At 65.6% G+C, this 11,454-nt stretch carries 14 protein-coding genes and 1 riboswitch; of the genes, 7 read left to right on the top strand and 7 right to left on the bottom strand.

What is annotated here, in order from left to right; genetic code table 11:
* Positions 1 to 116: 116 nt before the first annotated feature.
* The 5 genes from Q0Z69_RS04065 to Q0Z69_RS04085 are packed head-to-tail and all read right to left on the bottom strand — an operon-like array spanning position 117 to position 3,036.
* Complete coding sequence (locus Q0Z69_RS04065; RefSeq protein WP_298029948.1) at positions 117 to 767, bottom strand: HAD family phosphatase; 651 nt, start codon at positions 765 to 767, stop codon at positions 117 to 119.
* Complete coding sequence (thiE, locus tag Q0Z69_RS04070; RefSeq protein WP_298029950.1) at positions 760 to 1,422, bottom strand: thiamine phosphate synthase; 663 nt, start codon at positions 1,420 to 1,422, stop codon at positions 760 to 762. The genes Q0Z69_RS04065 and thiE overlap by 8 nt, the downstream gene beginning before the upstream one ends.
* Positions 1,403 to 2,230: a hydroxyethylthiazole kinase gene (thiM, locus tag Q0Z69_RS04075; protein ID WP_298029952.1), complete on the bottom strand. Its 828-nt coding sequence runs from the start codon at positions 2,228 to 2,230 to the stop codon at positions 1,403 to 1,405. The genes thiE and thiM overlap by 20 nt, the downstream gene beginning before the upstream one ends.
* 6 nt (positions 2,231 to 2,236) lie before the next feature.
* The gene (gene thiW / locus Q0Z69_RS04080) at positions 2,237 to 2,734 is read right to left on the bottom strand and encodes an energy coupling factor transporter S component ThiW (RefSeq protein ID WP_298029954.1); all 498 of its coding nucleotides are present in this window, start codon (positions 2,732 to 2,734) and stop codon (positions 2,237 to 2,239) included.
* Complete coding sequence (locus Q0Z69_RS04085) at positions 2,731 to 3,036, bottom strand: thiamine-binding protein (protein WP_298029956.1); 306 nt, start codon at positions 3,034 to 3,036, stop codon at positions 2,731 to 2,733. The genes thiW and Q0Z69_RS04085 overlap by 4 nt, the downstream gene beginning before the upstream one ends.
* Positions 3,037 to 3,273: 237 nt before the next feature.
* A riboswitch (TPP riboswitch) is annotated at positions 3,274 to 3,380 on the bottom strand.
* Between the two features lie 94 nt (positions 3,381 to 3,474).
* Between Q0Z69_RS04085 and spoIIP the strand changes: the two genes are divergently transcribed.
* A complete protein-coding gene (gene spoIIP / locus Q0Z69_RS04090; protein ID WP_298029957.1) occupies positions 3,475 to 4,638 on the top strand; it encodes a stage II sporulation protein P in 1,164 nt (387 codons plus the stop codon).
* Positions 4,639 to 4,736: 98 nt separating this feature from the next.
* On the opposite strand, the gene Q0Z69_RS04095 is transcribed toward spoIIP, so the two are convergent.
* A complete protein-coding gene (locus tag Q0Z69_RS04095; protein ID WP_298029958.1) occupies positions 4,737 to 5,567 on the bottom strand; it encodes a deoxyribonuclease IV in 831 nt (276 codons plus the stop codon).
* A 108-nt stretch (positions 5,568 to 5,675) separates the two neighbouring features.
* Positions 5,676 to 5,819, bottom strand: coding sequence for a hypothetical protein (locus Q0Z69_RS04100; protein ID WP_298029959.1), 144 nt, complete (start codon positions 5,817 to 5,819; stop codon positions 5,676 to 5,678).
* Between the two features lie 291 nt (positions 5,820 to 6,110).
* Here Q0Z69_RS04100 and Q0Z69_RS04105 point away from each other — a divergent pair, with 291 nt between their 5' ends.
* The 6 genes from Q0Z69_RS04105 (at position 6,111) to Q0Z69_RS04130 (ending at position 11,084) form a co-directional block, all read left to right on the top strand.
* The gene (locus Q0Z69_RS04105) at positions 6,111 to 7,178 is read left to right on the top strand and encodes a uridine kinase (RefSeq protein ID WP_298029960.1); all 1,068 of its coding nucleotides are present in this window, start codon (positions 6,111 to 6,113) and stop codon (positions 7,176 to 7,178) included.
* On the top strand, positions 7,175 to 7,585 hold the full coding sequence (locus Q0Z69_RS04110; protein WP_298029961.1) for a DUF3842 family protein: 411 nt from the start codon (positions 7,175 to 7,177) through the stop codon (positions 7,583 to 7,585). Before Q0Z69_RS04105 ends, Q0Z69_RS04110 begins: the two co-directional genes overlap by 4 nt.
* Before the next feature lie 107 nt (positions 7,586 to 7,692).
* The gene (locus tag Q0Z69_RS04115) at positions 7,693 to 8,220 is read left to right on the top strand and encodes an ECF transporter S component (protein ID WP_298029963.1); all 528 of its coding nucleotides are present in this window, start codon (positions 7,693 to 7,695) and stop codon (positions 8,218 to 8,220) included.
* Positions 8,221 to 8,552: 332 nt separating this feature from the next.
* Positions 8,553 to 9,122 (top strand): TetR/AcrR family transcriptional regulator C-terminal domain-containing protein, encoded by a 570-nt coding sequence (locus tag Q0Z69_RS04120; protein ID WP_298029965.1) that lies wholly within the window; start codon positions 8,553 to 8,555, stop codon positions 9,120 to 9,122.
* Between the two features lie 267 nt (positions 9,123 to 9,389).
* A complete protein-coding gene (locus Q0Z69_RS04125) occupies positions 9,390 to 9,722 on the top strand; it encodes a hypothetical protein (RefSeq protein WP_298029967.1) in 333 nt (110 codons plus the stop codon).
* Positions 9,723 to 9,800: 78 nt separating this feature from the next.
* Positions 9,801 to 11,084 carry a DNA glycosylase AlkZ-like family protein gene (locus Q0Z69_RS04130; RefSeq protein WP_298029969.1) on the top strand — a complete coding sequence of 428 codons (1,284 nt, stop codon included), beginning with the start codon at positions 9,801 to 9,803 and terminating at the stop codon, positions 11,082 to 11,084.
* Positions 11,085 to 11,454 lie beyond the last annotated feature (370 nt).

Here is an 11,454-nt window from a genome sequence, read left to right on the forward strand (position 1 = left end):
GGTCCGGAGGGATCTCCGCCGGGACCGTGCCGAAAACGCCTCCGCAACAGCACAGTTTTGTTACGCGGCGCAAGGTGGTGCCCCCAATGCGCCGCGCCGGAAAAGTTTTCCGGTGATTATAGAGTCTGAGCGGCGTCTGCCCAATCAAGGACTGCCTCGTCGGCCAGAGCCGTCAGTTTCTCCCAGCTTTTTGCGCCTGCGGGATCGTAGACCGCGGCGGTGTAAAACCCGGCGTCCTTGGCGGTCCGGGCAGCGTACACCGCGTCCTCGAACACGGCGATCTCCCCCGGCTCCGCGCCGAAGCGGCGGGCGCAGGCAAGATACACGTCCGGCCTGCTCTTTCCCGCTCCCACCGTCTCGCAGGAGAGCAGGAACTCAAACCGGTCCGCGACCTCCAGCCGTTCCAGGCAGGCGGCCATCAGCGGCTCCGCCGTGGCGGAGGCCACGCACAGCCGCGCGCCCCGGCGGCGCAGGCCGTCCAGATAGGCGGCGGCGCCAGGCTTCAGGGGGATGTCCCGGCGGTAGTGGATCTCCATGATGCCGTTCATTTCTGCCTCCACCGCCTCCGGCGTGCCGGGCACGCCCAGTTCTTCCACGAACAGCGCGGCAGATTCCGACATGGTCATGGCCTTGACGCGCTCCAAAACAGGCTCCACGCCCTCTGTCAGGCCCCGGCTGGCCAGGTATTCCCGGCCCAGCCGCTGCCAGAAGACCATGGAGTCCACCAGGGTCCCGTCCATGTCGAAAATGGCGAAGCGCTTATCCACACCGGCCCACCATTTCCCGGGACAGGGCCAGCAGCCGCGCCGTGGCCTGTCCGGGGTCTGCCGCGCCGAAGATGGCGGAGACCACTGCCGCGCCGTCCACGCCGCTGCCCTTCAGCTGCAAAATGTTGCCCGCGCCGATGCCGCCGATGGCCACCACGGGGATGGTAACGGAGGCGGCGATCTCCCGCAGCCGCTCCACGGTCATGCTGCGGGCGTCCTTCTTCGTGCTGGTGCCGAACACGGCCCCTACGCCGATATAGTCCGCGCCCGCCTTTTCAGCGGCCACGGCCTCCGCCACCGTTCCGGCGGAGATGCCCAGGATCTTGTCCGGCCCGATGATGGCCCGGATATCTCGGCCATGGATGTCGGACTGCCCCACATGCACGCCGTCGGCTCCGCAGGCCAGGGCGATCTCCACGCTGTCATTCACCACAAAGGGGACGTGATGGCAGGCGCACAGGGCCTTCAGCTGTTCCGCCTCCGCCTCAAAGGCCGCCGGGGCCAGGTCTTTCTCCCGGATCTGCAAAAAGGTGGCGCCGTTTTCCAGCACGGATCCCACCACCTGGGGCAGGGTCTCCCCCTCCTTCAGCCACATCCGGTCCGTCACCGCGTACAGCAGCATGGCGCTGCGGATCTCATCCCTGGTAAAGCGCATAATGTGATCTCTCCTTTAATGTTTCCTCAGTCATACAGAACACCGCGTCGATCAGATCGGCGCGGAAAGTGGCGTTTCCGGTGCCGTTTTGCAGGCGGCGTTCCTCCGCCAGTTCTCCCGCTGTGCCCATCACCGCCATGGCGGCGCAGGCGGCCTCAAAGGGCGCCTCCGGCGCGGCGGCGCAGAAGGCCCCCATCAAAGCGGTCAGCATACAGCCGCTGCCGGTGATCCGGGCCATGGTGGCGCAGCCGTTCCGCAGCACTGCGGTCCGCGCTCCGTCGGACACCAGGTCCAGCACGCCGGAGACGGCGATGACCGTCCTCAGCTCCGCCGCCAATCTCCGCGCCAGCTCCGCGGACTGGGGCAGGTTCTCCTCGGTCACGGCGTCCAAAGGCGTCACGTCCACGCCGCTGCCGCCGCTGCCCTGCCGGGCCAGGGCGCGGATCTCCGAAGCGTTGCCCCGGATGGCGGTGAACCGGACCTCCCGCAGCAGCTGGGCGGACAGCTCCCGCCGCAAGGCGGTGCCTCCGGCGGCCACCGGGTCCAGCACGACTGGGATGCCCAGCCGGTTGGCCTGCTTGCCCGCCAGGACCATGGACTCCACATGCTCGATGGCCCCCAGGTTGCAGACCAGACCGGCGGCAGCAGCCGCCGCCTCCGCCGCTTCCCGGGGGTCCATAGCCATAGTGGGGGACGCTCCCGCCGCCAGCAGGATGTTGGCGCAGTCGTTGACGGTGACGAAATTGGTGATGCACTGCACCAGCGGGGCCTGGCGCCGGACCCTGCTCAGATATTCAACAAGCTCCATGGCCCTTCACCTCGCCAGCGTTTCCTGCATCCGGTTCAGAACGCCGCCGCGCTTCAGCGCCAGCACTACGGCCACGCCCATCAGCGCGCCCATGACGGCGGAGGGTGTGTAAAAGGGGATGTAGTAATACCACTCCTGAGCGTCCAGGCCGTAAAAGGCCTTCATCAGCGGGTAGGCGGTCAGCGCCCCTAGAATGCCGGTGCCAAAGACCTCTCCTGCCGCCGCCATCCAGACGCTGTGGGTCTTTTCATACAGCAGCCCCCCCACGATGGGGCCGAAGATAGCGCCTACTACCGCCTGGATGGTCCGGCCGCTGAGCATCCGCAGCACACCGCACAAAAAGGCGGCGGCGCAGGCGTACCACGGTCCCAGCAGCACGGCGGCGATCACGTCCACAAAATGCTGGAAGGGGGCCATGGAGGGAAAGTAGACAAAGGTGCACAGCACGAAGGAGAGACAGGCCAGCATGGCCGTCAGCACCAGCTTGCGGGTCGAGCGCTTCATACCGCTTCCCCCTCCCGGTGCTTGGCGGTCTTTTCCTCCATGGTCAGTACTCCGGCGGGGGCGTAGTTGATCTTCACATAGGTCATCACGCCGGGGACTCCGGCCTCCACACAGACCCTGGGGCAGCCCTTGACGATCTCCATCAGGGCTTCGTAGTCCCCCTCCACGGTGGTCTCGAAGGGGCCTACCTCCGTGTGCAGGCCGAAAGACTTGATATAGGCGATGACCGCGTCCACCGCGCGGATGGTCTCCTGGTTCGCCGCTGCCTTGGGCAGCACCTGGATGGCAACACTTGCGTTCATAAAAAATTCCTCCCTGCCGGCCCGCCGCTCTGCGGGGGCCGTGTGTTGTTCCTGCCTTTCGGCAGGCTCGGTCGAGGCTTGCTGGCCTCCTCTCACGCCGGAACACGGCTTCCCATCGCCCATCCTCAGGCCCAGGGCGCTCCCCCTCGGCCCGCCGCGCGTCTGCGCGGAACGGCGCTCACTCCCCTTTCTGTCATTACATAAAAAAACAGAGGCGCCTGATCCAGGCGCCTCCGAAAAAATCATACAATGACTTCCTACGGCGGCATTACCCGCATCAGGTTAAAGGGTCGAAGTTGATAACTTCCTCTCAGCCCGCTTTACGAGCTCCCCTGTTTTTCTTTACTATAAACCCGCAGGTCCCCCATGTCAACAGAAAAATCGACCCGGTCATATTCCCCGCCCCCGCCGCATAGGTTTGTCCCAGAGGTGAGAACGATGCCCAAAAGACACATGCCCGCCGGCCTGATCCGGCGGGCGGAAGCCGCCCTGCTGGCCGCCGGGACCCTGTGGGCCGTGTCGGTCACCGCCGGCAGCGACACCGCGTCCGCCGCAGCCGCCGCCCTATGGGAGGCGCTGCCCCTCCGTGTCCTGCGGTGGGAGCTGGGGGACCTGTGGACCCGGGACGGTCTGTCCCCAGCCGCCGCTCTGACCCTGGGGGAGGCCCCGCTGCTGTTGGCGGCACGGCCCGCCGTGGCGGAGCTGTGGTCCGCCCGGGAGGAGGCGCCGGCCCAGGAGCCGGAGGAGACTGTCACCGTGCCGGTGGAAGAGACGCCGCTGGAGGCCCCAGCCGCCGCGGACAACGGCGTGACCGCCAAGACCCTGATCCCCACAGACCCCAGCGGCTACACGGTGGTGGGCCGGACCTACATCAGCAATTCCACGGACCACGCCCTCTCCGTCTCCGACCTGGAGGCCCCCTTTGCGGCGGAGCTGGCGGCGGACGTGCCTCAGCTCCTGATCCTCCATACCCACGGCAGTGAGGCATATACTCCCGCCGGAGAGCCGGAGGTGGTCTGGTCTGGAGACCACCGCACCACCGATTCCCGCTATAATGTGGTGCAGGTAGGAGACGTGATCGCGGAGACGCTGGGCAAGGCCGGCATTTCCGTGCTCCACGACCGGACGCTGTATGACTATCCCTCCTACGCCGGAGCCTATGACCGGGCGCTGGAGGCCATCCAGCGCTACCTGGCCCAGTACCCCTCCATCCGCTTTATCCTGGACGTTCACCGGGACGCCATCGAGGACGGCCAGGGGAACCAGTATAAGGTGGTCTCCCAGGTGGACGGTGTGGGGACCGCCGCCCAGATGTCCATCGTGGTGGGCAGCGACGGCAGCGGTCTGCCCCATCCGGACTGGATGGAAAACCTGCGGCTGGCGGTGGCCGTCCAGGAAAACGCCCTGGAGCGCTATCCGACTTTGATGCGGCCTGTGCTGCTGCGGAACTCCCGCTACAATCAGCACACCGCCGCCGGGGCGCTGCTGGTGGAGGTGGGAGCCGCCGGGAATGCGCCGGAGGAGGCGGCGCTGGCAGGCCGCCTGTTCGCGGAACGGCTGGCGGAGGTGCTGAGGGGGAAAACAGGATCAGACGGATTCTGAGACAGTTCAGCAGCCGGGGCTTGCGCCCGGCTGCTGAACTGTTTCAAATTGCTCAAATTTTTGCAGGACCCAACGGCGCTGATGCCCCAACAGGCCGGTCACTTCGCCGCCTGCCGCATCAGCTCGATCTCCCGCCGGTAGCCCGGCAGCTCGTTGGGCGTTTCCAGGCAGAAGGGCAGCTTCCGCAGAACGGGATGCCGCACGATGCGGGTCAGGGCCTCCAGACCGATGCAGCCCTCGCCGATGCACGCGTGGCGGTCCTTGCGGCTGCCCGGGGGATTCTTGCTGTCGTTGAGGTGGACGGCCTTCAGCCGGTCCAGGCCGATGACCCGGTCAAATTCAGTCAAAACGCCGTCCAGGTCGTGGATGATGTCATATCCGCCGTCAGAGACATGGCAGGTGTCCAGGCAGACCCCTACCTTCTGGTCCAGCGCGACCCGGTCGATGATCTCCCGCAGCTCCTCGAACCGGCCGCCCACCTCGCTGCCCTTGCCCGCCATGGTTTCCAGCAGCACCGTGGTGGATTGGTCCGGGCGCAGGATGGTGTTCAGGCCCTGGGCGATATAGGCCACACCCGCCTCAGTCCCCTGCCCCACGTGGCTGCCGGGGTGGAAGTTGTAGTACTGCCCCGGGATGTGCTCCAGACGGCGCAGATCGTCGGCCATGGTCTCCCGGGCGAAGAGGCGGTTGGCCTCCTCGGCTCCGCAGAGGTTCAGGGTATAGGGCGCGTGAGCGATGATGGGGGCGAACCGCCGCTCCCGCAGCAGCGCCGCCAGAGCCGCCGCGTCGGCGGGATCCAGCTCCTTGGCCCGACTCCCCCGGGGATTGCGGGTAAAGAATTGAAAGGTGTCTGCCCCCAGTTCCAGGGCCTGACGGCCCATGGCCAGAAAGCCCTTGGAGGAGGACAGGTGACAGCCGATGTGCAGCATAGCGGAGACCTCCATGAGTAGAATATATCTATTATAACAGGGCCGCCGCCTCCTGTCCGGTGGAAATGCAACAAAAAGCGGCCCCACTTTTCATGGGGCCGCTTTCGCTCAGCCGCGATCCGTTTCCTCCAAAAACAGTTCCTCAGCCTGCTGCTGGACCTCGATCAGTCTGGTCCGCAGCTGGCTCAGCGTTTCCTCCGCGTCGGTGATAGCATTGAACAGTACGAGATATTCCTTGGGAAGGGGCTTCATTTGGCATCATCCTTTCTGAATGGCCACAAAATATGGGAAGGAGCATCCTTATCATACACAAAACTTGGGGGAGATTCTGTCTGAATTTGTCGATAGCTCCTGAAATTTGAAAAGATTTGAAAAAAACGGAGGATGGGAGGCGAATGGGGCGGGAGTTTCGGGATTTTTGCCGTTTTTGGGCTTGCCGCGGCGGTCCGCCCATGGTATGATATAGCCGATCAACTTGAAAAATCGCAAATGATTTTTCAAAGCGGGACTTTGCCCGCCGGAACAGGCAAAAGGAGAACAGCCATGGACAGGGAACAGACCACAGCCGCGTATCTGCTGGACCAGTGTGCCCGGTATCCGGCCCTGGAGCTTCAGGATCTGCTGAAAGCCCTGTACCAGAGCGTGTTTGGCTGCGGCCACCTGTTGACGGAGAAGGCGGCGGAGCGGCTCAGGGCGGAGCTGGCGGCTCTGCCGCGGCAGGCCTCCGGGGAGGTGGAGCCGCTGGACGGTCCCTTCCGCCGGGTCCATCTGGGCTATCTGAAAGAGAGCGGCCTGTCGGAGAAGACGCTGTTCCGGCTGTTTGCCCTGTCGGCGGAGACGCCCGGGGGCGGGCCGGGGGAGCTGGAGGAAAAGCTGGCGGTACTGTGCTCCCTGGCGGAGGCGGGGCGGCTCCCCTTCCCTCCCGGCGAGACCGCTGAAGCCGTTGCCGCGTGGCGGCGGGCCGGTTTTCCCGCCTGCCATCACTCCAACGCTTTCCGGGCCGCTTACGCCCCGGCCTACCGGGTCGTCCGAAAGGATCTGGCCTGGGCGCTGCCCCTGCTGGCGGCCATCGACCGGCGGCTGGCAGAGGGAGGACGGCTGCTGCTGGCTATCGACGGCGGCAGTGCCAGCGGCAAGACGACTCTGGGGACGCTGCTGGCCCGGGTCTATGACTGCCATGTGTTCCACATGGACGACTTTTTTCTGCGGCCCTGCCAGCGGACGGCGGAGCGGCTGGCGGAGCCGGGCGGCAATGTGGACCGGGAGCGGTTCCTGGACGAGGTGCTGCTGCCCCTGTCCCGGGGCGAAATGGTCCGATACCGGCGGTATGACTGCCATACCCAGACGCTGGAGGCGGCGGTAGAGGTCCTGCCCAGAAAGCTGAACGTGGTGGAGGGGGCGTACAGCCTGCACCCTGCCCTGGCGGGCTATTACGGCCTGACGGCCTTTCTGCGGATCCCACCGGCAGTTCAGCGGGTCCGTATCCTGGCCCGGAACGGGACGGGGGTTGGAGAGCGGTTTTTTACGCAGTGGATCCCGCTGGAGGAGCGGTACTTTGCCGCCCTGGACCCGGCGGGCCGCTGTGATGTGATCCTGGAGGTGGAAGAATGAAGAACGTCGTCGTGATCGACGGGCAGAGCGGCCGCATGGGCCAGCTGTTTATCGAGCGGGCCAGAGCGGCGGAGCTGCCCTGCGCCATTACTGCCGTCGGCGCCAATGCCATCGCCACTGCGGCCATGCTGAAGGCGGGGGCCTCCGCCGGTGCCACCGGGGAGAACCCGGTGCTGGTGGCCTGCCGGACGGCGGATATCATCGTTGGTCCCATCGGCATTCTGGCGGCGGACGCCCTGCTGGGGGAGATCACTCCCGCCATGGCGGCGGCCGTGGGCCGGAGCGCCGCCAAAAAGCTGCTGCTGCCAGTGAACCAGTGCGGCAACATCGTGGTGGGGACCCAGGCCCTGACCCTGTCAAAGCTCATGGACGAGGCGGTGGAGCTGCTTCGGTCCATGTGTTGCTGAAGATCCGGCCAAGCCGGATACCCCTGCGCGTCATCCCCGCATAATCGCGCCCCAAGACGCGGCTCCCGTTCAAGACGGCAAACCATTTGAAAGGGAGAAGATCCAGTATGAACAATCGATCTATCAAACACATGACCCTTGCGGCGGCATGCCTTGCCCTGTGCATGGTCCTGCCCTTCCTGACGGGACAGATCCCTCAGATCGGCGGGATGCTGTCCCCCATGCACATCCCCGCCCTGCTGGCGGGCTTTCTCTGCGGCCCCTGGTGGGCGCTGGCGGTGGGGGCTATCGCACCGCTGCTGCGGCACTTCACGCTCCACATGCCGCCGCTGATCACCGCCGTGGCTATGAGCTTCGAGCTGGCGGCCTACGGCTGCTTTGCCGGACTGCTCTATCGAAAGCTGCCCAAAAAGACCTCCAGCGTTTACATCGCCCTCATCGCTGCCATGATCCTGGGGCGGCTGGTCTGGGGCGTGGTGATGGTGGTCATTTCCGGTGCCACCGGCAGCGCTTTCACCTGGGCGGCTTTTCTGGCGGGCGCCTTCACCAAGGCCATTCCCGGCATCATCCTCCACATCCTGCTGATCCCGGTGATCGTGCTGGCCCTGGAGCGGGCCGGACTGCTGGAAAAGTAAAGCCCTCCGGCGTCAAACGCAAAACGGCCCCAAGGGCCGTTTTTTTGCGCCTTGGAGCGGAGCGGCTTGACGGAAGGGAAACCGGCGAGGTATGCTTATATTGGATTACAAACTGGAAGATCTTTGCAATCTTCCGCCGGCAGGCCTTTGGGCTGCCGGACGATGTTGCCCGTGGGGGTCCACGATGAAATCAGATACGCGGGCTGCTCGTGCGGTTTGCGGCGGCAAATGATACCGCTGCTTTGAAGAGGGCCTCTTTGATCCCCTTCAAGCGTGCCGACGCCCGTGACGAGTGCCTGGCGGCCCCGCCGCCGCGAAACAGGAGGATGCCGATGACCAATGAGAACCGGACGAAATGCAGCCTGGACAGCGCCCTGCGGACGCTGTTGGCCAAAAAGCCGCTGGACCAGATCCGGGTCCGGGAGGTGACGGACCTGTGCGCCATCCGGCGGCAGTCCTTTTATTACCACTTTCCCGACGTTTACGCGCTTTACGACTGGTCCCTGGAGCGGGAGAGTGCCGCACTCTGCCGGCTGCAGGAGGACTGCCTCACCTGGCAGCAGGCGTTGGGCACGCTGCTGGGCCATATGACAGAGCAGCAGCCCTACTATCTGGCGCTGCTGGAGCTGCGGGGCCAGGAGGGCCTGGCGCGGGTCCTGGACCCAGCCCTGGACCGGCTGTTGGCGGAGACGGTGGACTATTACCGCCGCCGCTGCGGCGTTCCGGCGGAAGAGGACCCGGCAGGCCCGGTATACTGGAAAACCGTATTGCTGGCCCTGCTGGAGGGCTGGCTTCGGGGCGGACTGGCCCAGCCGCCGGAGGAGCTGATCCGCCGGCTGGAGGTCTCCGTCCAGCGGGAGACCCTGGGAGCGGCATGGCAGAACATGGCTCGCTGGGCATAGCGGCAAAATCCGGACAGGGGGGTCCCCTGTCCGGATTTTGCCTGCTGTGGCCCTGCCGCACATCTGTACCATTTTCACGGTATCCGGCGTTTTTTGATTATAAAAAGAAGGACAGGGGGATCCCCCCTGTCCTTCTTTTTTCCTGTTGGGCGGGGACGGGATTTTGACAATTTTAGCCAAACTGTCAAAAAACCGACGTTTTGACAAAAAGTGACCGTTTTTGTCAGAATCTCCCTATCCTATAATGCGCCATACAGGAGTGATGATGTGAAAAAAGTTTGCTATGCGGTAATGCTGCAAAGCCAGTTGGGGCCGCGCAGCGGCGAACTGGTCCTGCGGGAGGACGCTCCGGTGGTCACGGGGACCCTCAGTCTGCTGGGCCACCACAACCGCTTTTCCGGAAGTGTGCTGCAAAGCGGAAAGTACCTCATTTCAGGAGCGCTGCGCTCTCCGGTGGATAAGGAGCCATACGACGCTATTTTCACCGTGGAGGGCGGACGCCTCTCCGGCGGCCTGATAACCCGCCACGGCTGCTGGGATCTCACCGGCGTCCAGGCGGCCCCCGCGGCGGCGCGCCTGGAGCCGGACACGGAGTGCTGAGACTGCCCTAGGGCGGACAGGCGGATTTTTCCAAAAATCCGCCTGATTTGTCATGCAAAGATAACGAAGGAGACGGCTATGCGGGAATACAAAGTCAACCGGCCTGACAGCGAGGCCATGGCGCGCATCCTGGCCCGGGAGCGGGTCGGTCCGGAGGGGACCGTCCTGCGCCTCGCCTGGCTGGCGGGGCTGGCCCGGGAGGAGATCGCGGCCCTGACCTGGGACCGGGTCGACTTCGACAGCGCCCTGCTCCGCCTGCCGGACCGCGTAGTCCCCCTGGAGCCGGAGCTGCAGGCCCACCTCCTGCGTCTCCGGGAGGCCAGCGGCGCGATCTCCCCCTATGTAGTCCTGTCCTCCCGGGCGAAAACGCCCCTGCAGCCGGAGTCCATCTCCCGTCTTGCCCGCCTTGCCCTGGACCGGGAGGGCCAGACCGCCGTGCGATTGATGGACCTCCGCCACGACTGGATCATCCGCCAGCTGGCGGAGCAGGACTGGCCCGCCGTGGCCCGGATCAGCGGCGTGGAGGTCCCCGCCCTCCAGGCCCGCTTCGCCCCCTACGTGGAAAAACGCCCCGCCTCCCGCCGCGCCGCCCCCCGCGTCGACGAATTCAAGCTGTGGAAGCTCCTGCAATCAGAGCGGAACACACCGGCGGGCCTTGCCCTGTGGCTGGCGTGGCAGCTGGGCCTGCAGGCCCGGGAGATCGCGGCCCTCACCTGGGACCAGGTGGACTTTGACGCCGACCTGCTCCGCCTGCCGGACCGGCAGGTCCCCCTGACCAACGCCGTCCGCCGGATGCTGGAGGACGCCCGCCGCCGCGCCCCTGCCGGCGAACCCCACGTTCTTTTGACGGAGCGCTCCCGCAAGCCCCTGGACCTGCCCCGCCTGTCCCGTCTGGCCCGGGCGGCCCTGATCCGGGGCGGCATGGAGCAGGTGCAGCTCCGGGATCTCCGCCGGGACGAGAGCCGCCAGAGCGAGGACGCCCGCATCCTGGACGCGGCCCTTTCCGCCGGAGCGCTGTCCCGGGGGGACGTGATGGCCCTGCTGGGCCTGTCCAAGACCGCCGCCCACGCCCGCCTCCGCCGCCTGACGGAGCAGCGGAAGCTGGTCCGCGTCGGCGGCAAATACTACCCCCCCGGCTCGGTGGTCCCGCCGGAGCGCCACCTGTCCGTCATCCGCGCCTACCTGGAGCGGGAGGGCTTCGCCTACCGCCAGGACATCGCCGCCCTGCTCCACATCCAGCGCAAGCAGTGCACCCTGGTGCTCCGCCGCCTGGTGGCCGCCGGAGAGCTGGTCCAGTCCGGCCAGCGTTACTACCTCCCCGCCCCGTCCCAGGAGACGCCCCCCGCCCTCACGGCGAAGTGATGGAAAAGCGGATTCGCGCCCGCGGGCGCGAAAAAATGAAATCTGTTTTTTCCGGCGGCGTGTACGTCGGGAAAAACACTTCTCGGCCCGCAAGTGTACGAGTTGGCGGCCGCCAACGAGTGCGCGCAGCGGGCCGTAGCTTTCTCAAAAAAGTGGCTGTGCCGCTTTTTTGAAGGCATGTTACCTCTTCCAGACAACTTGCCGCGACCCTTTCATCCCCCCTTTTCACTTCCGTTAAAAGACCCGCCAAACCCTTGCGCCCCAAGGAATTTTATCGTAACGTAGCCTTGCGGAGAGCGCCGGAGGCATTCTGCCTGCCGAAAACTACGGGGTTGGCTAGCCCCCGATGCCGTTGCCCGAACGGCGGAGG

The sequence above is a fragment of the uncultured Dysosmobacter sp. genome (assembly GCF_947631165.1).
Classification (GTDB): Bacteria; Bacillota; Clostridia; order Oscillospirales; family Oscillospiraceae; genus Oscillibacter.